Origin of the sequence: Caulobacter sp. Root343 (genome assembly GCF_001425745.1) — a bacterium.
Lineage (GTDB): Bacteria > Pseudomonadota > Alphaproteobacteria > Caulobacterales > Caulobacteraceae > Caulobacter.
In genome coordinates this window covers 611261-636827 of sequence record NZ_LMDF01000006.1, presented here as the reverse complement: position 1 = coordinate 636827, position 25567 = coordinate 611261, and the positions used below count along the sequence as shown (strand labels likewise).

Sequence of the window (25567 nt, the reverse complement as noted above, 5' to 3'; positions counted from 1 at the left end):
GCTAGAACCAGGCCCGCACCCCGACCACGAAGCTGGTGTCCAAGACGTCGCGGCCCTGGGCGCGGGCATAGTCGGCGGTGCGCCCGAAGCGCCTCGCCCAGCTCACTCCGACATAGGGCGCGAATTCCCGGCGGACCTCGTAGCGCAGGCGCAGGCCCAGCTCGCCCTCGGAGAGGCCCGATCCAGTCGCGGTTTCGGGAGTATCCTGGGCGGCGAAGTTCAGCTCGGCGCGCGGCTGCAGGACCAGGCGCTGGGTCAGTCGCCAGTCGATCGCCCCTTCCGCCCGGCCCAGGACGTCGCCCTTGTTGGACAGGAACAGCGCGCCGCCGGCCTGCACCCAATAAGGCAGCAGGGTCTGGACGCCGACCGTGGCGTAGGTGCGCGACTTGGGCTCGACGTCCTGGCGCACGCCGACCTGCAGATCGGTGTAGAGGCTCACGGCCCGCGAATAGAGCGCCTGGACCTCGCCGGCCTCGACGCCGTGGCGGTCGCCCTCGCCTTCGGACTTGAGGACGAAGCGGTTCAGGTCGCCGCCGAACCAGGCCTCGCCGTCCCAGTGGTAGCCGTCGGCGCCAGACCCTGCCCGGTACTCCACGAGGTTGGCCATGACCTTCGACAGGCGCGCTCCGCCGTGCTCCTCGCGCAGCAGGGCGCGGGCGCTGTCCATGGCGGCCGGGTCGTAGACCTTATCGGCCAGATGATCGGCGGGCGGCGACGGCGCGGCCGTCTCATGGTCCGGCAGCGGCGGCGCGCCTTGGACGGCCTGGCTGGGGGCGTCCATGCCAGGCATGGCGCCCATGTCGTGGCCCGCGTGCGGATCGGCGGCCGGCTTCGGACTGGCCTGGGCGGGCTGAGCGCTCGGTGGCGGCGCGGCGTGGTGGCCGGCATGCTGCGCCATGGCGGGCGCCGCCCACAGGGCCGGCAGGAGGGCGATCAGCGAGGCCTTCATCGCGCGCCCTCCGGGCTCGTGTCGCGCACGCTGAACACCTGAAACATCCCCGCGTGCATGTGATAGAGCATGTGGCAGTGGAAGGCCCAGTCGCCGCGCTCGGCGGTGAAGTCGAAGCTCACGCGCCCGCCGGGCAGCACGATCACCGTATGCTTGCGCGGCAGGTAGCCCGCCGGCCCGAAGGTCAGCTCGAAGAAGTGGCCGTGCAGGTGGATCGGGTGGGCCATCATGGTGTCGTTGATCAGGGTGACCCGCACCCGCTCGCCGGTTCGGAACGCATAGGGCGGCGGCCGGTCGCTGAACTTGCGCCCGTCGAACCCCCACATGAACCGCTCCATGTTGCCGGTCAGGTGGATCTCCATCGACCGCTCGGGCGGGCGGGTGTCGGCGTTGGGCTCCAGCGCCACCAGGTCGCGATAGACCAGGACTCGATGGCCGACGCTCGCCAGCCCCTGCCCCGGCTCGCCGGTGCGATCCATCGGCATGGGGGCGATCATCTGCACGCCCGGGCCGAGCTTGACCTGCGGCGCGTTCTCCGGATTTCGCATGGACATGTCCATGCCGCCGGACTCCATCTTGCCCATCACGTCGCTTCCGCGCGGGCGCGGCGCGGCCATGCCGGGAACTGGCTTCGCCGTCATGGCCTCATGGCCCATGGCGGCGTGGTCCATGCCGGCTATGGACCCGAGGTTCATGCCGCCCATGCCCCCCATGTCCATCCCCATGTCGCGCATGGTCGTCAGGGGGCGTTCGCGCAGCGGCGGAACCTCGGCGCTCATGCCCGGACGCGGCGCCAGGGTGGCGCGGCCGAGGCCGGAGCGGTCGACCGACTCCGAGACGATGGTGAAGGCCTTGTCCTGCGCCGGCTGGACGATGACGTCGTAGGTCTCGGCGTTGCCGATCTGGAATTCGTCGACCTCGACCGGGCGCACGTGCTGGCCGTCGGCGGCGACCACGGTCATCCGCAGCCCCGGGATGCGGACGTTGAAGACCGACTGGGCCGCGGCGTTGATGAACCGCAGGCGCACCCGCTCGCCGGGCGAGAACAGCGCCGTCCAGTTGTCCTTGGGCCCATGGCCGTTGACCAGGAACGTGTAGGCCGCGTCGGTGACGTCCGAGATGTCGGTCGGGTCCATCAGCATCTTCGCCCAATCCAGGCGCTCGGCCAGGACCTGGTCGCGCCCGGCGAGCAGGCCGGCGATGGTCTGGCGCTGATAGTTGAAGACGCCGCTCTGCTGCTTCAGCTTTTTGAAGATCTGGTGCGGATGCAGCGCGCTGAAGTCCGACAGGACCACGACATGCTCGCGGTCGAAGGCCACCGGATCCTCACCGGCGGGATCGATGATGATCGGACCATAGTGGCCCATCTGCTCCTGCAGCCCCGAATGGCTGTGGTACCAGTAGGTCCCCGACTGCCGGACATGGAATTCGTAGACGAAGGTCTCGCCCGGCTTGATGCCGGGGAAGCTGACGCCGGGGACGCCGTCCATCTGGAACGGCACCAGCAGGCCGTGCCAGTGGATCGAGGTTTCCTCGTCCAGCGTGTTGGTCACCGACAGGCGGACGTGCTGGCCCTGCTTCAGCCGGATCAGTGGGCCGGGGACCGTGCCGTTGATCGTCACGGCGTGGGCGCTCTTGCCATCTACCGTGACCGGCGTGTGGCCGATGGTCAGCTTGATCTCGTCGCCGGAGAGCGCCGGCGGCGCACGGCCCGGATCCGCGCCCCGCGCCGCGCGCGCCCAGCCGGGCAGCAGGCCAGCGAGGGTCGCCCCGCCGCCCAGCACGGCCAGCGCTTGAAGGATGCGGCGGCGATCGAAAGCCGTACCGGGTCGATGCATGACAGCCCTTTAGGCGATGGCGCGCTGGCGAGAGACGAACGGACGCCGCGATATCAATGGATAGCTACGCGGCCCGCCTTGATCTCCCTCGCCGGCCGGGGGCGAAAATTCAGGACTTGTCCATCCAGTCGGCCAGTCGCTTGCGCGCGCGGTAGGCCCGCGTCTCGACCGTCTTGACGCTGACCTTCAGCAGGTCGGCGGCCGCCTGCTGGGAATAGCCTTCCAGATAGGTCAGGATCAACGGCTCCTTCAGCTGGTCGGGCAAGCGGGCGATGGCCGCCTCCAGCCGCGCCAGCTGCTCGGCGCGAAGGCTGGCGGCTTCCGGTCCCGGAGCGGGGTCGGCATAGTCGGGCGCGCCGGGCGCGTCGATCGACCGCTCCCCCAGGATCAGCCGGCGCACCAGCAGGCGCCGGCCCCGGTCGCGGCACTTGTTGAGTACGATCGTCCGCATCCAGGCGCCGAACGGACGCGAAGGATCATAGCGGCCAAGCGCCTTCCACGCCGCCACGAAGCTTTCCTGCACGACCTCGAGCGCCGCCTCGGGGTCGCCGACGTGACGTCGCGCGAAGGCGTGCAGCGGCCCCTTGTGACGGCGCATCAACCGGGTGAAGGCGCGCTCGTCGCCCAGCGCCGCCCGCCGGGCCAGCGCGCCGTCGTCATCCTCGTCCGCCCCGGAGGTCACGGCGCTTCGTTCGTGAGCGCCTCGCTGACGCGACGATCGAACTTGGCCGCCTGCTCGGGTGTCAGCACCTTGCGCATGGCCAGGACGTGCTGGACCGTCTCGAGCTGCAACGCCCCCATGGCGGCATGGAAACGCTCGACGGCGGCCGCGACCTCGGGTCCGTATTCGTGGCGCGCCTGAATCGCCGCGGCCAGCTGGGCGTTGGCCGCCCGCAGCTCGGCTTCGCGAGCCCGCCGGCGGACGGCGAAATCCTGCTCGAGCCCTTCGATCTGGCGGTCCTGGGCCGAGGTCAGCTTCAGTTCATGATGGACCATCTCATGCAGCGACGGGGCCGGGCGCTGGGCCAGGCGACCGGATCCGAGCCATCCGCCGGCCACCCCGGCCAGCAGCGCCAGGACCACGGTCAGAACCGCGCCACGGGAAATCCTGCGCATGTCAGCGGCCGATCAGCAGGGTCGAGGGCGCCAGGTGCGCGTCGACCGAAAAGGCCGAGATCTCCACCGGCGCCCGCGCGCCGGCGCTGGCCGCCAGGCTGCCGCCGACGATCCCCAGGCCCAGGGCCGCGACTACCGACGCCGCCCTCAGCGGCGCGAGCGCGCTCGATGCGTGGCGGTGCTCGCGCCAGGCGTCGATCCGGGTCCAGACCTGACCCTCCAGTCCCGGCAAATCAGCATCCGGCTCACGCCGCAACGCCTCGAAAAGATGGTCGAGCTGGTCGCTCATCGCCGATCCCCTGACCTCTGCACCACAAGGATACGCGCGCGACGCCCGGATCCCTCGCGCGAAGGATCCGGGCGTCGGCTGACCCATTGTGGCGGACGGCGTCGCCGCGCGCGACATGCTAGGGCGAAAGGTCTCAGCGGCCCCGGGCCAGCATCGCGTTCATCTGATCGATCTCCCGCTGCTGCCCCTCGATGATGGTCGCGCAGAGCTGGCGAAGCTCGGGGTCCTTGATCGGCGCCTTGCCGCACATCAGGATCGCCCCCGAATGGTGCGGGATCATCGAGCGCAGGAACTCGCGGTCACCGATCAGCCATTGCTGGCGAATGGCGGCGAAGCACAGCAGGCCCACGGCCAGGCTGGCCGCCAGGAGCCCTTTGTTGAGCCCCTTGCGCGGATACATCATCCCCATCAGCAGCAGCTCGATGATCACCATCGGCGCAGCCATCAGACCGGCCATGTAGGCCTGGTTGAAGCTGGGATGAATGTTCGAGGCCTTGTCGACCATGGCGTACATCAGGACGTACATCGCCAGGAACGACAGGACGGTCATGGCGGCCAGGCGCTGGTAGGGCGCGTGATGCGAATGGTCTTGCGAGTGCGGGTCCTGGGCCATCGAGCATCTCCTGAGTTGAGGCCTGGCCGGCGGCGCGGCCTGTGCCTGTCTTCGCGTGCGATGCCGGCACAAACCGCTGAATTCTCTTGGTGTTCCGCTCAGGAAATTAAATCGTCTCCAGGCGCGGCGAGGCGCGGGATCCGCCTGCACGCCGCGTAAAAGGCTCTAATGGGCGATCGTGGATAGTTGCGCCGATCCTGTGGACGATCACGCCCGCGGCAACCGTTCAGAAACCACCCTGGTGGAAAACACGCGCATTGGGATTGAACCAACGGGTTTGGTCATGGACTTCCAGGAACAAGCACACCAGCACAGTCAAATCCGCGAGACGCTCGGCGCGGCGATCACCGAGCAGCGCCGCATCGATCCGGCCGCCTTCAAGTCCGACCGGCTTTGTCCGGCGGGATGCTGGCTCCACGGCGAGGGCGGCAAGCGCTGGGCCGGCAACCACGCCTTCCTCAGCCTGCTCGAGGCGCATCGTGAGTTTCATGCCGCGGCAGGCGCGGTGGCCGAACAGGTCGGGCGCGGCCAATTCGCCGAGGCCCAGCGCGGGCTCCGCAACGGCATGCCGTTCGCCCAGGCGCTGGCCGACCTCACCTTGGCGTTCCGGCGCATGAAGACGGCGGCCACGACGCTGGCCGCCTAGAGCCTGGAGCGATCAAGCGGCGACGATCTCGCCGTGGATCCGAGGCGGGAAGAGAAATCGTCCCGCCGAGGCGCCGTCGCGGAGCCGAATTTCCAGGACCACGGGTTCGCCGGCGTCGGCCAGGCGATGAGCCAGGTCGCGGGCCGTGCTCTCGGCCCGCGCGCCGGTGCGATACAGCATGGGATTGTCGCTGAGGGAGCTGCGGACGGCCCACGCGTCTCCGGCCGGCTCCACGACGATTAGACTCGGCATGGTCATTCTCGAACAAACTTAAGCGTATTCGGGGGAAGTGACGGCCGGTCCTCCGCGAGCCGACCGTCCGCCCCAACTCAAGGGAATCTGGCCCGGTCGAGGCGACCCAGGGCGGCCAGCACCTCGCTGAGCGGCACGGGCGCGGGGGTTCCCAGGAGCCATCTCTGGGTTGGCCGATCCTCGACGGCGCTGGCGTCCGACGCCCAGGCGGCGAGGATCTCGCGCTTGGCGGCGACGTCCAGATCGTCGTCCTTGACGACCTCTAGCGGATGCAGAAAACCGACGGCCGGCCGCACCGGCCACGGCGGCGTCCGGCCGGTCGAGACAGAGAGCGGTTGCATGGCGCCCTGCTCCCGACCGCCTAGGCCGCCTGCCGCGCTTTTGGCGCGGCCGCCTGGTCGATCAGCGAGTCATGAAGCGGAGAAAAATCGAACACGGTGCTCATTTCCATCTCCTCGAAAGCAAGTTGGACATGAGGGGCGGCGTTCGCACGCCCCAGGGCCGGGCCCTTTCGGCGCCCGGCGGCAAGCGATGAGTTAGGTCGCGCGCGGTCCGCGTCAAGAGGTCCGAGGCGCCTTCGAAAGTCCCTCGGCGGGGCGGCGCCCGCCGAGGTCCCCCAGCGTCAGAACTTGGCGCTCAGCACCAGCCGCACGTCGCGACCGGGCATCACCACCGAGTCCTTGTTCAGCGCGGTGGCGTTGCGGATCGTCTCGTCGGCGAGGTTGTGGCCCACCAGCAGAAGCTCGATCCCCGGCTTGGCCTTGAACGGCTTCCAGCGCAGTTGGGCGTCGACCGAGGTGTAGCCATCGGTCGCCGGATCGGCCACGCCGACATGGTCCTGCGCGGACACCGCCAGCACCAGGAAGCTGGCGTCGAACGAATCGTTGGCCCAGTCGAGGCCGCCGCCGAAGCGGCCGGGCTGGATCCGCGGCACGTCGCCGCCGCCGCCCGCGAACTTGGCGCGGACATAGTCGCCCAGCACCTGGCCCGACAGCTTGCCGCCCGCCACCGAGGTCAGCGGGAAGAACGCCTTGGCCTCGACGCCCCAGAAGCTGGCGTCGCGTTGACCGTAGTTGAGTTCCTTCAGGTCGCCAGGCCCGCCAGCGGCGCAGACGCCGTCCTCGTCGCAGAGACGGCCCGTCAGGGCGCCGTAGATGTAGTTGTCGAAGCGCGCGCCCCAGACCGAGGCCTCGATGCGGCCGGCCGTCCCGAGCTTGTAGCGGGCGGTGGCCTCCAGCGAGTTGGCGCGCTCGAGCTTCAGGTCGGGATTGCCGGTTTCGTAGGTCGCGGGGCCGTCGTGCGGGCCGCGGGCGAACAGTTCCGTCTGGGCCGGCGCGCGCGCCGCCGAGGCCGCCGTCAGGCCCAGGCGCAGGGCGTCGGAAGCGTCGTAGGTGAAGCCGGCCGAGGCGCTGAACGGCGTGTAGTTGCGGCGCGTCTCGACGCCAGAGGCCGGCGTGCCGTCGATCCGGATGCGCTCGACACGCAGCGCGCCCTGGAACTGCAGGGCGCCCACCGGCGCCTCGACGAAGGCGAAGGCCGCGCCGCTGCGGGTGTGGGTTGGCAGCAGATAGTCGGCCCCTTCGCCGAGGGCGGCGAATTTGCGGTCCTGGAACTGGACGCCGACGGCCGAGGCCGACAGCGGCCCCATGGCGCCGAACAACGCCTCCATCCGCCCGTCCCACTCCTTGTTGTTGAAGGTGGACAGGACGACATTGCCTTCCGGGTCGATCTCGCTGTGAGAGTAGTCGGCATAGCCGGCGTCGACGTTCACCCGCTGCAGCAGGCCCTCGCCGAACTTGAACGATCCGCCGAACGCGCCCTTGTCCTGCTTCATGCGAATGAAGGTGTCGTCGGACGGGATGCCGTAGCGGGCCGCGTAGTGCGTGCCGCTGGCGCCGACCCGGCTGTCGTCGCCGAAGAAGTAGGACGCGCCGGCGGAATAGCCGTTGCCATGGAAGAACGAGTTGGGCTGTTTGCCGTCGGGCGTGTCGTAGTCGCTGGCCCGGCGACCGAAGCCGTCCAGGTGGACCGCGAACGGGCCCTGCCCCGCGTCGAGGCTGACCGTGCCTTCACCCGTCGCCGAGCTCGTGGAATAGGCCGTGGTGGCCTCGCCCTCGATCCCGTCGATCGGCTTCATGGGAATGCGGTTGTTGATGACGTTGACCACGCCGCCGATCGCCTGGCTGCCGTAGCGCAGGGTGGCCGCGCCGCGAACCACCTCGATCTGCTGGGCCGCGAGCGGATCGATCGGCACGCCGTGGTCGGGACCGACGTCCGAGACGTCCGAGCTGGAGAGGCCGTTCTCGGCCAGCTTCACGCGCTGGGCGTCCATGCCACGGATCACCGGACGGCTGGCGCCGGCCGCGAAGCCCGTCCCGGCGACGCCAGGCACGTTGCGCAGGGCGTCGGCCAGACTGGCGCCGCCGTTGCTCAGCACCTGGTCACGGGTCACCTGCTCGACGATGGTGGCGAAGCGGTCGGGGTCGCCGGCCAGCGGCGAGGCGGTGATCACCACCTCCGACACCGAAGAATGCCCCAGATCCTGGGCGTGCGCACCCGCGCCCAACCCTAGCAGGACCCCAGCGCTGGACGCCGTCAACACCATCGAACGCAGCCGCATTTGGCTTCTCCAGAAAAAGCGAACTGCGGCTTAGTATGTTATATCATAACTCCAGCCAAGCCCATCTTTGGCGATAGCGTGAAGACGAGGCCGGTGATGCCTTTTTGATCACAAACCCCTGGATGGCGGCGCGTTTGGCAGCGCCCGGTCCGCTACTCCCGGCCGACGACGACGTCCGGCGCGCCGTGGCCATGCGGCTTGGAGTGACCGCCCGTTCGCAGGAAGCGGCGGTCGATCTCGGCGATGATGTCCTCGGCCCGCTCGCCGGCCTGGAGCCGGATCAGGGCGTCCAGCTTGGCCTCGGAGCGGTCGTCGTTCTCCTTCGAGGACGGCGAGCCGACATAGAGGAAATAGGCCAGGCCCACGACCTGCCAGATCAGCTGCAGGAACTCCGACTGCCAGTTCTCGAAGGTGTCGCGCCCCATCTCGACCAGATAGGGCGCGAGTTGCGGCGCCTGGTGCAGGCTCTGCTGTTCGTCGACGAAGGCGAACCAGCCGAAGGCCCAATGGCCGATGATCGAGACGAAGAAGAACAGCCCGGTCAGCCAGGCATAGGCGTAGCGCTTCATGTGAAATCCTCCTCCAGCAGCGTCAGGCTGGCGACCTGGCCGTCACGCGCGACCAGGCGCATGGGTCGGCCGCGCACCCACAACCGATTGATCTCGATCGCCTCCCAGCCTCGCGGCAGGACGACGGTCGCTCGCCCCCAGCCTTCCGGCGCGCCCTCGTCCGGCTCCAGGCGCGGAAAGCCCAGCAGCAGGCTGCTGAGGAACCCGCCCATGTTGGCGAAGAACGGACCCGCGCGGGGCTGTTCGGGAAACCGGTCGGGCCGATATTCCAGGATCTGGCTGAAACGCCCGGTCTCGAACTGGGCGTAACCCTCCTCGAGCAGCTTCAGCGCCAAGGCGCGATCGCCCGTTCGCGCGGCCCAGGCTCCGTACAGCGCCGACAGCATCGGGCTGCCTAGATAGTTGTCGGCCTGGTCGAGATAGAACCGCAGGGTCGCCTGCTCTTCGTGGGGCGCGAGCTCGAAGCCGAACGGCCAGAGTCCCATCAGCGGATCAGGCGTCGCGCCCTTTTCCTCGTTCTTGCGATAGCCGTCGTGCGAGACGACGACGTCGCCCCGCCGCGGCAGGATCATGTTCCCCGCGATCGCGCGCCACGCCGGATTGATCTGGCGCCCCAGCCGCTCGCCCGTGCGGATCGCGTCCCTCAGCACCACCACGGCGGCCATGTTGCTGAAGGCGGCGTTGTCGACCTCCTGCTCGCGCTCGGCGATGCCCATCGAGGCGCGGATCTCGTAGCCCTCGGCGGCGCGGTGCGCGCGCGATACGATCCAGTCGGCGACAGCCGCCAGCACCGGCCAAGCCTTTTCGAGCCGAAACTCCGCATCCCCCGTCGCGTCGGCATAGAGGGCGAAGGCGCGCGCCACGTCCATCGACGCGTGGTCCTCGTGCCAGGCGGCCGTGCCTGGCAGCGGCGCGGCCTCCTCGCCGCGCGAGGGCGAGCTCTCCCAGGGAAACTGCGCGCCGGCCCGGCCCATGAGCTTGGCGTTGGCGCGGGCCTGGTCGAGATTGCGGTGGCGATAGTCCAGCAGGGCGGCGGCGGCCTGGGGCTGGAGGAAGGTCAGGACGGGAACGGCGAAGGCCTCGATGTCCCACATCACGTGGCCGTAATAGTAGTGATAGTCGTGCCAGATCGAGAGGCCGAAGATCGAGGTCGACGAACAGGCCGAGGCGTGGACCGAGCTGTTCAGATAGAAGAACGCCGCATCGGCCAGGGCCTGCCAGCGCGGCTCGGCGCCAACCAGGCGGACGCGACCTTTCCAGATCTCGTCCCAGGCCAGGCGGTTCTCGGCGCGGATCGCCTCGAAGCCGTCGTGCCGGGCCTTGGCCGCCATGCGCGTGGCCTGCTCGGCCGGGCGGGTGTGCAGGGCGCTGGGCACGAGGCTGGTGATCTGGCGCAGGCGATAGGTCGTCCCGGCCCGGGCCCGGAAGCCGTAGGTGGTGATCAGGCCCGTGGCGTCCAGAGCAGGCCGAACCGGCTCGATCTCGCTCGTCGCCCCGCCGGACAGCTCGGTGACATAGGCCAGGCCCACCTCACATATCGCGCCGGCGGATTCCCAAAGCAGTCCGCCGTCGCTGTGCTGAACGGCCTCGCCCGGCGTATCGCGCAAGAACCGCAGGGCGCGCCCCAGAACCCCCGCCGTGGCGATCCCGGCGCGGAGCTGAACGTCGCAGGCGCCGTCGACCTCCACGGTGATCTCCTGGCAGACCAGGGTCGGATCCTCGCGGCTGGCGAAGGTCAGCACCGAGCAGTCGAGGCGGCGCCCCTGGGCGGTGAAGACGAAGCGGCTGGTCAGTTCTCCGCAAGAGAAGTCGTAGGCCTGCTCCAGATCGCTGGCCTGGTGCGGAAGGTCCGACAACCAGACGCCGCCGATGGCGATGTCGCCCGCCAATGGATAGGGCGCGGGCGCGGCGGCCTCGATCTGGCGTTCGGGATCCTCGCCGGCATAGCCGTTGACCAGGGCCATCCCCGCCTGAAGCGGCTGGCAGCGCACCCGCAGGCCGATCAGGCCGTTGCTGACATAGGCGGGCAGATCCGGGCCTCCATCACCGGAAACGGGCGGAGGACTGATGGGTCGCGACATCTTCTCCCTCTCAAGGCGCAGATCCACTCAACTCCCCGACCGCGCCAAAGGTTCGAACCCAGGGCCTTCGCCGGGCGTTGCTGGTGGCGCAACGGCAGGAGGACCACGCCATGGGACAGCTGAACGGCAGGATCGCGATCGTCACCGGATCGGACTCGGGGATCGGCCAGGGCATCGCCGAGGAACTGGCCCGCGAAGGCGCGGACGTGGCCATCACCTATCTGCACGACGAGGCCGGCGCGGCCGAGACCCGTCGCAAGGTCGAGGCGTGCGGTCGCCGCGCGTTCGTCACGCGCCTGGACCAGGCCGACGAGACTTCGGTCAGCGCCCTGTTCGACGGGGTCGGCGAGGCCTTGGGCACACCGGACATCCTGGTCAACAACGCCGGCGCCACCGACATTAAAAAGGCCCCGTTCGCCGAGACCCCGACGGCCGACTTCGACCGGATGCTCAAGGTCGACCTCTACGGCCCATTCTTCTGCAGCCGCGAGTTCGTGCGGCGGCGCGGCGGCGGCGGCAAGATCATCAACATCACCTCGGTGCACGAGGTCACGCCCAGCCCGAAATACACCGCCTACAACGCCGCCAAGGGCGGGTTGCTGAGCTTCACGCGCGGCCTGGCGCTGGAGCTGGCCCCGCAGAGGACGACCGTCAACGCCATCGCCCCCGGCCTGACGCGCGCGCCGCCGACGCTGGAACGGATCGAGAGCCCCGAGGGTCGGGAGAACATCAAGAAGAACATCCCGCTGCAGCGGGCCGGCGAACCGCGCGAGATCGGGAGGCTGGCGGTCTATCTTGCCTCCGAGGACGCCGACTACATCACCGGCCAGAGCTTCACGATCGACGGCGGGCTGGAGACCAACTGGGGCCAAGGCGCCTAGGCTCAGCGCCGAGAACCACGCCGTCCGACGTCCGTTAGATCCGCATGGAAACCTTCCGCCTTCTGATCGGTCCCGACACCGGCGCGGCGAGTATCGGCCAGCTTTGCGTCCGCGCGGTGCTGCTGTTCCTGTTCGGCGTCGTCTGCATCCGCGTCGCCGGCCGAAGGACATTCTCGCAGATCACCCCGCTGGACATCATCGTGGCGATCATCATCGGCTCGAACCTCAGCCGCGCGATGACCGGCAAGGCGCCGTTCTTCGGCGGGCTGGCCGCCACCCTGGTGGTCGTCGTGCTGCATCGCCTGCTGGCCATGGCGACCTTACGATGGAACGTCGTCGCACGGCTGTTCAAGGGCGCGCCGGTAGTTCTGGTGCGCGACGGCGTCGTCGATAAAGACGCCTTGCGCCGGCACGCGATCAGCCGCGCCGACCTCGCCGAAGGCTTACGCATGGAGCAGGCCGCCGACGCCAAGGACGTCAGCCTGGCGACGCTGGAAGCCGGCGGCACGATCAGCGTCGTGCCCAAACCGGACGACGCCTAGCGCGCGCGGACCCGTACAAGATCCAAAAAGTTTCGCGGCGGACCGGCGGAAACGGTGGTCTCACCCGTCGATCTGATATCGCAGTGCGCGACGCCAGGGGATCGCACCATCATGAAGCCTGTCCGGATAAGCTTTTTCGGCGCGACGGCGCTGGCCGGGATCCTCGGCGTGGCCGCCTTCGGGGTCGCCCAGGCGGCCAAGTCCGCCAATGCCGACGTGGTCGCGATCATGGGCGCCACGGTGTTCGACGGCACCGGCTCCGCGCCGCATCCGGCCAATGTGATCATCCGCGACGGGCGCATCGCCGAGGTCGGACCGGACGTGAAGGCGCCGCGCGACGCCAAGGTGATCGACGCCAAGGGCGAGGCCCTGCTGCCGGGCTTCTTCGACCTGCACACCCACTGGACGCCGGGCGGCGTTCCCGCCACCACGCCGCAGATCGCCACCGCCTATGTCTCGGCCGGCGTCACCACGGTCAGCGACTTCAACGCCGCGCCCGAGTCGTTCGCGCCGCGCCGCCAGTGGCTGTCGACCCTGGTCGCCCCGCACGTCAATTTCGCGGCCCGCATGAGCACGCCCGGCGGCCACGGCGCCGACTGGGCCGACACGGCCACGACCAAGTGGGTCAACACGCCCGAGGCGGCGCGCGCCGCGGTCAAGGCGCTGGTCCCCTACAAGCCCGACCTGATCAAGGCCTTCACCGACGGCTGGCGCTACGGGACCGCGCCCGACAACACCAGCATGGACGAGTGGACCCTGACCGCCCTGGTCGACGAGGCCCACAAGAACGACCTGAAGGTCTTCACCCACACCGTCAGCGTCGATCGCGGCGAGGTCGCCGGCCGCGCCAAGGTCGACGTCATCACCCACAGCCTGCAGGACCGCCGCCTCGACGCCGAGGCCATCGACATCCTCAAGGCGGGCGGCACGGCCGACACGCCGACCCTGGCCGTCTACGAGCCCGTCAAGCCGGGCCAGCCGCCGCGCGATCCGGACGAGAGCCCCAGCGTCAAGCAGAGCTTTAAGAAGTTCGACAACGCCCTGCACAACGCCAAGGCGCTGCACGACGCGGGCGTGATCATCGCCCTGGGCACCGACGCGGGCATGCCCGGCACGCCCCACGGCGTCTCGACCCTGCACGAGATGGAGCTGATGGTCCGCGCGGGCCTGACGCCCACGGAGGCCCTGATGGCCGGCACCGCGCTCAGCGCCAAGGTGATCAACCTGCTGGGCGATCGCGGCACGATCGAAAAGGGCAAGCGCGCCGACCTCGTCCTGATCAAGGGCGAACCCTGGAAGACCATCGGCGACGTGCGCAAGACCGACCGGGTGCTGATCGACGGCAAGCTGGTCTTCGGCCCGGGCGCGCCGCCGATGACGGCCAACCAGGCCACGACCCTGCCCTCGATCCCGGCCAAGCCCGCGATCGATGATTTCGAGCGCGCCGACGGCCGCTCCAGCCTCGACACCCTGCGCACCGACGATCCCGACGGCGGCCTCGACCGCACCGTCGAGGTCAGCCAGGTAATCGCTCGCGGCGACCAGGGCCACGCCCTGTCGATCAACGCTCGCATGTCGATGAAGCCCAGGCCCTACGCCGGGGTGATCATCCCGCTGACGCGCGGCTCGATCCAACCCGTCGACGCCCGCGCCTTCAAGGGCGTGCGCTTCGAGGTGCGCGGCGACGGCGACTACGCGCTGGGCGTCAGCACGGCCGGCGGCCGCTGGTCGGCGCCGTTCTCGGCGGGCTCGGCCTGGAAGACCGTGGAGATCCCGTTCTCGGCCCTCAAGCCGGCCGGAGAACGCGGCCCCAAGGGCGAATGGACCGGCTCGGACCTGACCGAGGTCGAGTTCATGGGCGGCCGCAAAGGCGGCGAGAAACTGTGGATGGAAATAGATAACGTCGATCTCTACTGATCAGATTTATCCACTTTCAGAAATACTTAGCATAGATAGCAACGATACAACCAACCCATAAGCATTACATAAAAACGACGACACGTTGTATTTACGAATTTGCTGTCTAAAGCGAAAACTTCAAGTGAGGGGACTGCTTCATGACTAATTCCAGAGCGCTTCGCGCGACTATGTTTGCGACTTCAGCGCTTTGCGCGGCCTGGGGCGGCCAGGCCGTCGCCCAGACCGCCAGCGCCCCGGACAGCACCGTCGAGGAAATCGTCGTCGTCGGTTCGCGGATCGAAGGCGCCAAGGCCACCGCCGCCCTGCCCGTCACCGTCGTCGACGCCAAGCAGCTGGACGCCGTGGCCGCCAGCTCGGGCGACGACCTGTTCCGCGCCATCCCGCAGATGGGCGACGTGAACTACAACTCGAGCTATCTGCCGGGCAGCAGCAACTCGGCCCGCGGCGACATCGGCTCGGTGAACCTGCGCAACCTCGGTTCGGGCAACACCCTGGTGCTGCTGAACGGCCGCCGCGTGGTCGCCCACCCGACCAGCCAGGCCGACGGCACCAGCCTGGTGCCGACCCTCACCTACAACACCAACGCCATCCCGACCTCGGGCCTGAAGCGCCTGGAAGTGCTGCGCGACGGCGCGGCGGCCATCTACGGCACCGACGCCGTGGCCGGCGTGGTCAACACCGTGATGAAGGACAATTTCGACGGCGTGGACGTCGAGGCCCAGTACGGCGCCGCCAAGGGCACGAACCTCAAGGAATACGAGTTCAACGGCCTGTTCGGCCACAACTTCGAACGCGGCAACGTGACCGCCTATGTCGGCTACGACAAGCGCACCGCCCTGCGGTCGCTGGACCAGACCTACACCGCCTCGGCCGACAAGCGCGTCCTGTTCAGCGGCACGCGGTTCGACAGCGCCGCGACGCTGGACGGCCGCATTACAACGACCCCGTGGGGCAGCTTCACGGCCGCCTCGGCGGTGCGGGTCGGCACGACCCTGATCACCAGCTCGGCCGGCGCCTTCCACGTCCAGCCGACCAGCAACCCGGGCAGCCTGGCGACCGTCGGCGCGGGCATCAGCATCGATGACGGCGCGCTGGCCACCTCGGGCGAGGATCGGAACCTGCGCTACGACGCCGCCGCCAGCGACCTGACGGTCATGCCGGCGCTGAAGCGCCTCAACGTCTTCGTCAGCGGCAACTACGAAGTCACCGACTCCATCACCGCCTTTGGCGAGGTCGGCGTCTATCACGCCAAGACGCGGTCCTTCCAAGCCCCGGTGACGACCACCTCGGCCCAGGTGCTGACCGCGCCCACCTCCAACTATTGGAACCCCTTCGGTCCGGTCACCTTCGCCAACGGCGCGGCCAATCCGAACCGCCTGGCGGGGATCAACGCTCCCGCTGGCGGTCTCGCCGTGACCCTGACCAGCTACGACTTCGCCGATGTGGGCAAGCAGCGGGTCGACGTCACCAACGACCAGACCCGCTTCCTGGCCGGCCTGCGCGGCCAGGCCCTGGGCTGGAAGTGGGAGTCGGCGCTGCTGTACTCGCAAGCCAAGGTCAAGGACGTCTCGGACGGCATCAGCGCCACGGCGCTGCAGAAGCAGCTCGCCCTGTCCACGCCCGACGCCTACAACCCGTTCAACGGCGGCACGGTCGCCAATCCCAGCGTTGGCGACGCCACGCCCAGCAGCCAGGCGGCGATCGACGCGATCCGCATCAAGTCCATCCGCGAAAGCACCAGCTCGCTGGCCTCGTGGGACTTCCGGGTTTCGAAGGCCGACCTGTTCCAACTGCCCGGCGGCGACGTCGGCGTGGCCGCCGGTGTCGAATGGCGCCGTGAGACCCAGCACGACGACCGCGACGCGCACGTCGACGGCACGATCACCTACACCAACGCGGTCACTGGCCTCGTCTATGGCAGCGACCTGATCGGCACCAGCCCGTCGCCCGACACCAAGGGCTCGCGCAAGGTCAGCTCGGCCTATATCGAGTTCGCCGTGCCGGTGATCTCGCCGGAGATGGACATCCCGCTGGTCCGCAGCGTCGAGGTCCAGCTGGCCGGCCGCGCCGAGAAGTACAGCGACGTCGGTTCGGTCGCCAAGCCCAAGGTCGCCGTGGCCTGGGACCTGGTCGACGGCTTCCGCGTGCGCGGCTCCTGGGCCCAGGGCTTCAAGGCCCCGAACCTGGAGCAGATCAACGCCACCGTCGTCACCCGCGCCAACACCCGCACCGACTATGTGCGCTGCGAGGCCGACCTGCGCGCCGGGCGGATCACCAGCTTCAGCAACTGCACCCGCACGCTCAGCGTCCAGGCGCAGCGCTCGGGTAACCCCGACCTGAAGCCGGAAGATTCCGAAACCATGGGCTTCGGCTTCGTGTTCGAGCCGAAGTTCATCCCGTCCGACTTCGGTTCGTTCACCTTCACCGCCGACTACTGGCGTGTGAAGCAGAAGGGCATCGTCGGCCTGTTCGGCGAGGGCAACGCCCTGATCCAGGACTATCTGCAGCGGGTCGGCGGCGGGTCGAACGCCAACGTGGTCCGCGCCAATCCGACGGCCGACGACATCGCCGCCTTCGCCGGCACCGGCCTGGCCCCGGTGGGCACGGTGCTCTACGTCAAGGATCAGTACGTCAACACCCTGCCGCAGGAAGCCCGCGGCGTGGACGTCGCCGTGATGTGGCGCAAGCACGGCACGCGGTTCGGCGACTTCGACGTCACGATCAACGGCGCCCACCTGATCAAGTTCTACCAGCAGCCGTCGCCGCAGATCGCGGCGCTGCTGGCGGCGCGTGGCGCGGGCACGATCAACGCCGGCACCACGATCAACGGCGGCGGCAGCTACATCCGTCAAAACGGCAAGCCGGACTGGAAGTGGACCGCCTCGGCGACCTGGAGCCTCGAACAGGTGTCGATCGGCGTGTTCACCCAGTACCTGTCGGACGTCGACGAAACGGCCCTGCTGGATTCGCTTGGCGCCCCGTGGATCATCGACTCCCAGATCACGACGAACGTCTACGGCCAGTACGCCTTCACCGAGGGCTGGGCGGCCAACACCCGCCTGAAGCTGGGCGTGCGCAACCTGACGAACGAGGCCCCGCCCCTGTCGTCGAACGGCTATCTCGGCGCGATGTACCAACCCTATGGGCGGTACGTTTACGCCAGCATCCGCAAGAGCTTCTAACGCCTACCGCGCTCCCCTTCGGGGGAGCGCGACCTTCCTCGAGCGCCGAGCTCGCGGAAACTGGACCACGCGCGGCTCGCGTGGGACAACACGCCGCAACCTGGACGATAACGTCGATTAACCCTCCGCGTCCTAGCGTTTGGATCATGACGTCGATCATCGATTCCAGTGCGGACGGCGCGGACCGTCGGGCCCATCCCCGCTACCAAGACCATAGTCCTGTCTATGTCGGCGACGGCGCCGTCGCGCGAAAGTGCGCCTTCGCCGACGTGTCCGAGGGCGGCGCGCGGATCGTGGTCGGCAAGGGCGCGACGCTTCCGCGCTACGTCGTCCTGGTCGATCCGGCCACCGGCTTCAGCCACCGGGTCGCCGTCGTCTGGCGGAGCGAGACCGAGATCGGCGTCCGCTTCATTCAGGAAGGCGTACGCTATCGCGTCATCAGGTCCGCCAACGACCTGTGTCGCGACGAGGACCGCCCCTCGCGCCGCTGGGCCTCGTAGGGCCTTAGCGCGCACCGCTACCGGGCCTCGCCCTGCTTGCGACGTCTAGCCGCGACAACGGGACCGCAACTCCTAATGGATTTCAGACAATAAACCCGCCATCCTAGGTGCATGACAGCGATTGCCTGCCTGAAGATTTTCGTCGGCGAGGATCTGCGGTTCGCCGATTCCGAAACCATGGCCACGCTCGTGGCCAAGGTCGCTAGCGCCTATCTGGAGACCGAGTGGGTCTGGCCGCGACGTTATGGTCTCGTCGCCCCCTACTCCTTCGTGCTGGCCGATCCCCGCGCGACGCGGCTGGACGCCCATGAGCTGCAGAAGCTGGCGCGGGACCTGCACTTCAAGATGTTCGGCGAAAAGGGCGAGGGCGACATCGCCCTGCTGATGTTCGAAGGCGACCAGACGGACGTCATGCGGTTCGCCAGCACCCATGCCGACGTGCTCAAGGCGCTGCTGGCCGGCGAGGACGACGGCCAGTTCTCCGGGCGGGTCTGCAAGATCACGCCGGACTCCGTCACCAGCATCGCGCCTCCGGGCGGCCCGCTGGAAGGCGCGCCGCCGGCCGAGGAACTGGCGGCGATCGAGCCGGAGCCGCCGCTGGGCGGCATCGACGAACTCCTGGACGTCGCGGCGCCGAACACCGGTTGGTGGGGCATCTATTATCTGACCAAGGAGCGTTTCGTCGGCAGCGGCGTCGATTGGCGCAAGGCCTGGGACGATGTCGGCTTCGGCGCGATCGAAGACGCCGACGTGGTCGCCCGCGACCAGGCCTGTCTGGACTCGGCTCTGGAACAGCTGAGCCAGCAACGGCCGGGCTACATCTTCTTGCCGTTCTGCTTCTCGTCGCTGATCAAGCCGTCGGTGCGCGAGAGCTACCGGTCGTATATCGAGAAGTTTCCGCGCGGCCTGCGCCCCCGCATGGCCGCCAGCGTCTATGACGTGCCGCGCGAGCCGTCGTACGGCGCGATCGGCCAGATCCGTAATTTCCTCAATCCCTATTTCTCGCTGATCGACCTGCACGTGAAGGACCCGGGCTTCCGCATCGAGAGCCTGCCGGCCGGCGCCGTCCACAGCGTCACCCTGGTGCTGGAAGGCGCGGACGAACGCGCCCGGCTGGCGACGATCACCCGCTTCCTGAAGGATCCGGCCATGTATCGCGCCAAGCGGGTCTGGCAGGGCGTGGCGATGGTCAACAGCCTCAAGGAACTGGACCTCTGCCGCCGCCTGAAGGCCCCGTTCCTCAGCGGCCCGATGATCGCTCCCCTGTCGAACGCCCCGACCGGCGAAGTCGCCTGCCCGGCGCTCAACCTGCCTTATCGCAACTGGGTCGACGTGGTGTGAGGCGGCCGGTTCGGCCGCCACGCTCTAGTTGAACAGCGCCGACAGGCCCAGCAGGCCGCAGTTCGGCTCATTGACCAGATAGAACGGCACGTCGCGCAGATAGGCGGCCATCCGCCCCTTGGCCTCGAAGCGCTCGCGGACGATGGCGCGGTCCAGCATCTCGCCCCAGGACAGCACCGTCGCGCTGATGATGTAGACGCCGCTGCGCGCGCCGGCGGTCAGGACTAGGTTCCCCGACACCGCGCCCAGCCATCCCGAGACCAGGGCGAAGACCTCGCGCGCGAGCGGGTCGCCGCTCCGGGCGGCCGCCAGCAGCACTTCCAGATTTTCAGGACGCTCGGGCTTCCCGGCCAGGGTCGATAGAGCCAGCGCCACGTCCAGCACGCCCTCGCCCGACAGGACGCATTCGGCCGAGACGTGGCCATGCCGTTCGCGCAGCACACGGATCACGTCGGCCTCGCGGTCGTTCGAGGCGGCCAGGTCAGCGTGCCCGCCTTCGGCGGCGGCGGCCATCCAGCCGACGAAGCCGTCGGGATTGAGGATCGACATGCCCAGACCCGTCGCGGACGGCCCGATCGCGCCGGCGGGCGCGTCCCGATGCGGAAAGCCGCCCCCGATCTGCTCCATGGCGTCGGGCCCCAGCAGCGGCACCGCCAAGGCCCTGGCGGTGAAATTGTTGACCAGGTGCAGGCGATCCAGGCCGAGCCGCTCGGAGAGAACCGCCGCCTCCAGGCGCATCGACGAATGGGTCAGCTGGATGACGCCGTCGAGGCTGGGGCCAGGCGCGGCGATGGCGGCGCCAAGAACCTGGCCGCCAAACGCGGTGCGGGTCGCCGCCAGGATGGCGATCAATTGGTCTTGGCTCGCGCACGCGACGGTCGTGATCTCGGTCGGCGGAGATCCGCGCTCGGCGAGCACGATCCTGGCGTCGCGGCCGTCCACGTCCGCCAACAGTACACGTGGGACCGGATCATGCGGCAAAGTCATGCGATCGATCTCCTCCGACGGAAGCACAGTCGCCGGAGTCACACTATGGGCCAATGCGCGAAAGCGTCGCAACCGGTACGACAAAAGACTTTGGTCATTGCGAGCGCTAGTCCCGCCCATGCCCGCGTCGACATCGAAGGCCTCCGCCCCTGCGGCGCGTCGTCGCAGGCTACGAAGGCGCTAGCGTCCGAAAAGCCTTGGCCGGCGGCGATGGCGATCGCTTTTCGACAGCTCCCGCTCCGCGCGCAGTCGAAGCCGGGCTCGCCATCGGCGTTGCCCGCCCCCAAACCGGTCGATACGGTTTCGGGATCGGCCGTCGCCACGAGCATCTCCTCCGGCGGCGTGGCCGGTCTCGGACCAGGGTATGAACAGTCGTAACGGCGTCAGGGTCGCGGGCGACTCCGCCTTCCTCTCCGGGGGCGGCGAGATGGCGCGGCTGATCGGCGAGACCGACTGGTCGACGACCCCGCTGGGCCCGATCGACGCCTGGCCGCAAAGCCTGCGCACCACCGTCAGCCTTTGCCTGGCCTCGAACTTCCCGATCAACATCATCTGGGGTCCCGAGCACTGCCAGATCTACAACGACGGCTATCGCGTGGTCTGCGGCGCGGCCCACCCGCAGGCGCTGGGCGAGCCCTATACCGTGACCTGGGCCTCGGCCTGGCCGGCGATCGGCGAACCGTTCCACCGCGCCCTGGCCGGCGAGACCTCGTTCCTCGAGAACCAGCGGATGTTCCTGTTCCGCAACGGCTATCTGGAGGAGACCTTCTTCACCTTCTCGCTCAGCCCGATCCGCGACGAGAGCGGCGGGATCGGCGGGCTGTTCCACCCGGTCACCGAGACCACCGCCAGCATGCTGGCCGAGCGCCGCGCGCGGCTGTTGCGCGACCTGAACGCCCGCCTGGCCGAGGCGCGCACCACCCGGCAGGTGTTCGACAACATCCTGGCGATCATCGCCGAGCACGCCTTCGACCTGCCGTTCGTCCTGCTCTACGCGCTGGACGCCCGGGACGGCTCCTATCGTCTGGCGGGGTCCGCCGGTGTCGCGCCCGACGACCCCATCGCGCCGGCGGTTCTGCCGGAAGACGCCGCCGCGCCCTGGCCCGTCGAGGCCCTGGCCATGGCGCGCGAGCCGATCGAAGTCGCCTTGCCGCAACCCGGACACGGCGCCGCGCGCGGCCCGTACGAAGAATCTCCGAGCGTCGCCCTGGCCTTCCCTATCCCCGCGCCCGACATGGCGCGGCCGCAGGCCCTGCTGATGGTCGGCGCCAGCGCCCGCCTGCCGCTGGACGAGGCCTATCGGGGCTTCCTCGGCCTGCTGGCCTCGGCCCTGGGCGCGGGACTAGCCAGCGCCCGCGGCTACGAGGAAGCCCGCCAGCGCGCCGAGATGCTGGCCGCCCTCGATCAGGCCAAGACCGCGTTCTTCTCGAACGTCAGCCATGAGTTCCGCACGCCGCTGACCCTGATGCTGGGGCCCATCCAGGATGCGCTCGAGGCGGGCGACGACCTGCCCCCGGCCCAGCGCGAGCGCTTGGCCGTGGCCCACCGCAACGCCCTGCGCCTGCTCAAGCTGGTCAATTCGCTGCTGGACTTCTCGCGCGTGGAGGCCGGCCGATCCCGCGCCGCCTTCCAGCCCACGGACCTGGCGGGCCTGACCGCCGAGTTGGCCAGCAACTTCCGCTCGGCCTGCGAGCGCGCGGGCCTGGCCCTGGTCGTCGATTGCCCGCCGTTGCCGGAGCCGGTCAATGTCGATCGCGAGATGTGGGAGAAGATCGTCCTCAACCTGCTCTCCAACGCCTTCAAGTTCACGCTGGAGGGCGGGATCGCGGTTCGCCTGCATCGCGTGGACGGGCGGGTCGAGCTGATTGTCGAGGACACTGGCGTGGGCATCGCCGACGCCGAACTGCCGCGCGTGTTCGAGCGCTTCCACCGGATCGAGGGTCAGGGCGGACGCACCCACGAGGGCAGCGGTATCGGCCTGGCCCTGGTCGAGGAGCTGGCCAAGCTGCATGGCGGCGCGGTGTCGGTGCGCAGCCAGCTCGGCGAAGGCAGCGCCTTCACGGTCAGCCTGCCGCTGGGCGCGGCGCATCTGCCGCGCGACCAGGTCTCGAACCGCGAGACCCTGAGCGACGCCAGCGTCCACGCCGAAGCCTTCGTCGCCGAGGCGATGCGATGGCTGCCCGATGCCGAGGACGCTGTTCCGTCAGACGTGCCGGAGGCGGCGGAAGACTTCGGCGGCCTGGTCGAAGGCCGCCCCCGCGTGGTGCTGGCCGACGACAACGCCGACATGCGCGCCTACGTCAAACGGCTGCTCGAAGCCGGCGGCTACGCGGTCGAGGCCGTGTCCGACGGTCGCGCGGCCCTGGAGGCGGCGCTGCGCGGTCCGCCGCCCGACCTGGTGCTGAGCGACGTGATGATGCCGGGGCTGGACGGCTTCGGCCTGCTGGCGGCTCTGCGCGCCGAGACCAGACTGGAAGGGCTGCTGGTCATCCTGCTGTCGGCCCGGGCCGGCGAGGAGGCGCGGGTCGAGGGCCTGGCCGCCGGGGCCGACGATTATCTGGTCAAGCCGTTCAGCGCGCGCGAGCTGCGGGCCCGGGTCGACGGGGCGGTGCGCCTGGCCCGCCAACGTCGCCAGGCCGCGCGCCGGGAGCAGGCCCTGCGGGCCGAGATGATCGCCGAACGCGGCCGCGCGGCGCTGCGTCAGAGCCAACAGCAGCTGGAGTTCGCGCTCGAAGCCGGGCGGCTGGGCAGTTGGGAGATGGACGTCGCCACCCGCCGCATCACCGTCTCCGACCACTGCCGCGCCCTGTTCGGGCTGCGCCCCGACGACCCGTTCGAACATTATGACGACGTCGTCGCGCGCGTGCATCCGGAGGACCGTGAACGCCGGGATCGCGAGATCCAGCATGCGATCGCCTCGGGCGAGGATCTCGAGGTCGAGTATCGGATCCAGAGCCCGGACGACGGCGTCCGCTGGGTGATGGCGCGAGGGCGCGCGACCTACGACCAGGGCCGCGCGGTCCACATCGCCGGCGTGACCCTGGACATCACCGAGCGCAAGGCCGCCGAGGCGCGTCAGACCCTGCTGCTGGCCGAGGTGGACCACCGGGCCAAGAACACCCTGGCCAGCGTGCAGTCGATCGCCCTCCAGACGCTGAGATACGCCCGCGATCCGACGGCCTTCGCCGATACTTTCCAGGCGCGGATCCACGCCTTGTCGCGCGCGCACGAACTGCTGACGGCGAGCGCCTGGCGCGGCGCGGACCTGATGGACGTGATCCGCCGCACCCTGGAGGTGCATCTTCCGGCCGGCGAGCAGGAGCGCATGGTCTTGACGGGCCCGTCCGTCCGGTTGGGACCCAACGCCGCCGTCACGGTCAACATGGCGTTCCACGAGCTGGCCACCAACGCCACCAAATACGGCGCGCTGACGACGGCCGACGGTCGGGTGGAGGTGGCCTGGGCGTTGGACGGCGACACGCGGGAGATCATCATCGACTGGCGCGAGACGGGCGGTCCCGCGGTCGCGCCGCCCTCGCGGCGGGGGTTCGGCTCGCGCCTGCTGGAGCAAGGCCTGCCGCGCGAACTGGGCGGCGGCGTCGACCTTCGCTTCCTGCCCGAGGGACTGCGTTGCGCGATCCGCCTGCCGCTGTCGGCAAAGGTCGGACTGGCGGAGACCTAGTCCGCCGCCGCGTGCGCCCCGCCGCCGCTGATCGCCTTGCGGGTCAGCCAGATGATCGGGATCAGGATCACGCACAGCCATGCCGAGACCCGGAAGAAGTCCAGCGCCGCCAGCAGATAGGCCTGGTTGATCACCTGCTGGGTGACCGCTCCCACGGCTTGGAGGTGGGTCATGCCCGCCGCCTGCAACTTGCCCACGGCGTCGACCCAGGCCGGGTTGGTGGCGCCCATGGTCTCGGCCAGCCGCGTCTGGTGGACGGCCTCGCCGCGGTCCCAGATCGTCGTGGCCAGCGAGGCGGCGAAACTGCCGGCGGTGATCCGCGAGAAGTTCGACAGGCCCGAGGCTTGCGGCGTCTGCTGCGGCGGGATGCCGTTCAGCGAGATGGTCACCATCGAGATGAAGAAGGTGCTCATCGCCACGCCCTGCACCAGCATCGGCATGACCAGCACGGTGAAACTGGCGTCGGGCGTATAGCCGGAGCGCATGTAGAACGACAGGCCGAAGGCGGCCAGCGACAGGGTCGCCAGCCAGCGCGCGTCGACCTTGGCCATCAGCCGCGCGGTGAACGGCGTCAGGAACACCGCGACCACGCCGCTCGGCGCGGCCACCAGCCCGGCCCAGGTGGCGATGTAGCCCATCCGGGTCTGCAGCCACAGCGGCAGCAGCAGGTTGTTGCCGAAGAACACCGCGTAGCCCAGACAGAAGGCCAGCGTGCCGATCGCGAAATTGCTGGAGCGGAACAGCGACAGGTCGACGATCGGGTGCTTCTCGTTCAGCTCCCAGATGACCCAGGCCACGAAGCCGATGATCGCGATCCACAGTTCGACGACGATGGCGGGCGAGGAGAACCAGTCGGCCTCCTTGCCGGTGTCCAGCATGACCTGCAGAGCGCCGACCCAGACCAGCAGCAGCATGAAGCCGGTGCGGTCGATCGGCAGCTTGCGGGTCGGGGTCTCGCGACTGGCCATGTTGCGCCAGCAGACGACGGCGCAGAGGATGCCGACGGGCACGTTGATCAGGAAGATCCACGGCCAGGAGATGTTGTCCGAGATGTAGCCGCCCAGGATCGGCCCGCAGATCGGGGCCACCAGGGTGGTCATCGACCAGATGGCCAGGGCCGTCCCGCGCTTGTTCGGCGGGAAGATCATGATCAGCAGGGCCTGGGAGCCGGGGATCATCGGTCCCGACACCGCGCCTTGCAGGATCCGGAAGAAGATCAGCGACGACAGGTTCCAGGAGACCCCGCACAGGAACGAGGCGACCGTGAACAGGATCACCGAGGCCACGAAGGTCTTGACCACCCCGTAGCGGCCCATCAGCCAGCCGGTCAGCGGCACCGAGACGCCGTTGGCCACGGCGAAGGCGGTGATCACCCACGTCCCCTGGCTGGAGCTGACGCCCAGATTGCCGGCGATGGTCGGGATCGAGACGTTGGCGATGGTGCTGTCCAGCACCTGCATGAAGGTGCCGAGCGCCAGGGCGATCGAGGTGACGGCCAGGAGGATCCCGGTCATCGGCGGCGGACCGGCCGCCTGGGTTTGTTCGGACGCCATGGGGCG

The 25567-nt window shown here is 69.1% G+C and carries 21 protein-coding genes; 8 read left to right on the top strand and 13 right to left on the bottom strand.

The genetic code is table 11. The features are described 5' to 3' along the window. Position 1 precedes the first annotated feature (1 nt). The 6 genes from ASC70_RS10460 to ASC70_RS10435 all read right to left on the bottom strand — a co-directional run bounded on the left by ASC70_RS10460 (position 2) and on the right by ASC70_RS10435 (position 4805). On the bottom strand, positions 2-949 hold the full coding sequence (locus tag ASC70_RS10460) for a copper resistance protein B (protein WP_056049759.1): 948 nt from the start codon (positions 947-949) through the stop codon (positions 2-4). Continuing rightward, complete coding sequence (locus ASC70_RS10455; RefSeq protein WP_056049756.1) at positions 946-2787, bottom strand: copper resistance system multicopper oxidase; 1842 nt, start codon at positions 2785-2787, stop codon at positions 946-948. The genes ASC70_RS10460 and ASC70_RS10455 overlap by 4 nt, the downstream gene beginning before the upstream one ends. Before the next feature lie 109 nt (positions 2788-2896). Continuing rightward, on the bottom strand, positions 2897-3469 hold the full coding sequence (locus tag ASC70_RS10450) for an RNA polymerase sigma factor (protein ID WP_056049754.1): 573 nt from the start codon (positions 3467-3469) through the stop codon (positions 2897-2899). Further along, positions 3466-3903, bottom strand: a complete 438-nt coding sequence (locus ASC70_RS10445; protein WP_056049751.1) for a Spy/CpxP family protein refolding chaperone — start codon at positions 3901-3903, stop codon at positions 3466-3468. The genes ASC70_RS10450 and ASC70_RS10445 overlap by 4 nt, the downstream gene beginning before the upstream one ends. A gap of 1 nt (position 3904) precedes the next feature. Next, on the bottom strand, positions 3905-4192 hold the full coding sequence (locus ASC70_RS10440) for a hypothetical protein (RefSeq protein WP_056049748.1): 288 nt from the start codon (positions 4190-4192) through the stop codon (positions 3905-3907). 133 nt (positions 4193-4325) lie between these two features. Beyond that, positions 4326-4805 carry a DUF305 domain-containing protein gene (locus ASC70_RS10435; RefSeq protein ID WP_056049746.1) on the bottom strand — a complete coding sequence of 160 codons (480 nt, stop codon included), beginning with the start codon at positions 4803-4805 and terminating at the stop codon, positions 4326-4328. Between the two features lie 199 nt (positions 4806-5004). On the opposite strand from ASC70_RS10435, the gene ASC70_RS10430 reads away from it, so the two are divergent. Beyond that, positions 5005-5451 (top strand): CZB domain-containing protein, encoded by a 447-nt coding sequence (locus tag ASC70_RS10430; RefSeq protein ID WP_056049742.1) that lies wholly within the window; start codon positions 5005-5007, stop codon positions 5449-5451. A gap of 12 nt (positions 5452-5463) precedes the next feature. Here ASC70_RS10430 and ASC70_RS10425 read toward each other — a convergent pair whose 3' ends face one another. The 5 genes from ASC70_RS10425 to ASC70_RS10405 form a co-directional block, all read right to left on the bottom strand. Further along, positions 5464-5703, bottom strand: coding sequence for a hypothetical protein (locus ASC70_RS10425; RefSeq protein ID WP_047409440.1), 240 nt, complete (start codon positions 5701-5703; stop codon positions 5464-5466). Positions 5704-5780: 77 nt separating this feature from the next. Further along, positions 5781-6044 carry a hypothetical protein gene (locus tag ASC70_RS10420; RefSeq protein WP_056049739.1) on the bottom strand — a complete coding sequence of 88 codons (264 nt, stop codon included), beginning with the start codon at positions 6042-6044 and terminating at the stop codon, positions 5781-5783. Between the two features lie 281 nt (positions 6045-6325). Then, positions 6326-8323, bottom strand: a complete 1998-nt coding sequence (locus ASC70_RS10415) for a TonB-dependent receptor (protein WP_056049736.1) — start codon at positions 8321-8323, stop codon at positions 6326-6328. A 152-nt stretch (positions 8324-8475) separates the two neighbouring features. After that, positions 8476-8892, bottom strand: coding sequence for a DUF6766 family protein (locus ASC70_RS10410; RefSeq protein WP_056049733.1), 417 nt, complete (start codon positions 8890-8892; stop codon positions 8476-8478). Beyond that, positions 8889-10973, bottom strand: a complete 2085-nt coding sequence (locus tag ASC70_RS10405) for a glycoside hydrolase family 65 protein (protein WP_056049730.1) — start codon at positions 10971-10973, stop codon at positions 8889-8891. Before ASC70_RS10405 ends, ASC70_RS10410 begins: the two co-directional genes overlap by 4 nt. Positions 10974-11083: 110 nt before the next feature. On the opposite strand from ASC70_RS10405, the gene ASC70_RS10400 reads away from it, so the two are divergent. The 6 genes from ASC70_RS10400 (at position 11084) to ASC70_RS10375 (ending at position 19339) form a co-directional block, all read left to right on the top strand. Continuing rightward, positions 11084-11854 (top strand): SDR family NAD(P)-dependent oxidoreductase, encoded by a 771-nt coding sequence (locus ASC70_RS10400; protein WP_056049727.1) that lies wholly within the window; start codon positions 11084-11086, stop codon positions 11852-11854. 44 nt (positions 11855-11898) lie between these two features. Beyond that, positions 11899-12396, top strand: a complete 498-nt coding sequence (locus tag ASC70_RS10395; protein WP_056049725.1) for a DUF421 domain-containing protein — start codon at positions 11899-11901, stop codon at positions 12394-12396. A 111-nt stretch (positions 12397-12507) separates the two neighbouring features. Further along, positions 12508-14313: an amidohydrolase family protein gene (locus ASC70_RS10390; protein ID WP_056049723.1), complete on the top strand. Its 1806-nt coding sequence runs from the start codon at positions 12508-12510 to the stop codon at positions 14311-14313. Between the two features lie 170 nt (positions 14314-14483). Further along, positions 14484-17498: a TonB-dependent siderophore receptor gene (locus tag ASC70_RS10385; RefSeq protein ID WP_235519336.1), complete on the top strand. Its 3015-nt coding sequence runs from the start codon at positions 14484-14486 to the stop codon at positions 17496-17498. A gap of 146 nt (positions 17499-17644) precedes the next feature. Beyond that, positions 17645-17998, top strand: coding sequence for a PilZ domain-containing protein (locus ASC70_RS10380; RefSeq protein WP_056049716.1), 354 nt, complete (start codon positions 17645-17647; stop codon positions 17996-17998). Positions 17999-18109: 111 nt separating this feature from the next. Further along, positions 18110-19339 carry a hypothetical protein gene (locus tag ASC70_RS10375; protein WP_047409470.1) on the top strand — a complete coding sequence of 410 codons (1230 nt, stop codon included), beginning with the start codon at positions 18110-18112 and terminating at the stop codon, positions 19337-19339. A gap of 24 nt (positions 19340-19363) precedes the next feature. On the opposite strand, the gene ASC70_RS10370 is transcribed toward ASC70_RS10375, so the two are convergent. Next, positions 19364-20326: a glucokinase gene (locus ASC70_RS10370; protein ID WP_047409473.1), complete on the bottom strand. Its 963-nt coding sequence runs from the start codon at positions 20324-20326 to the stop codon at positions 19364-19366. Between the two features lie 364 nt (positions 20327-20690). On the opposite strand from ASC70_RS10370, the gene ASC70_RS10365 reads away from it, so the two are divergent. Then, the gene (locus ASC70_RS10365) at positions 20691-24008 is read left to right on the top strand and encodes an ATP-binding protein (RefSeq protein WP_056049713.1); all 3318 of its coding nucleotides are present in this window, start codon (positions 20691-20693) and stop codon (positions 24006-24008) included. Here ASC70_RS10365 and ASC70_RS10360 read toward each other — a convergent pair. After that, the gene (locus ASC70_RS10360) at positions 24005-25561 is read right to left on the bottom strand and encodes a DHA2 family efflux MFS transporter permease subunit (protein WP_056049709.1); all 1557 of its coding nucleotides are present in this window, start codon (positions 25559-25561) and stop codon (positions 24005-24007) included. The genes ASC70_RS10365 and ASC70_RS10360 overlap by 4 nt on opposite strands. Between the last annotated feature and the right edge of the window lie 6 nt (positions 25562-25567).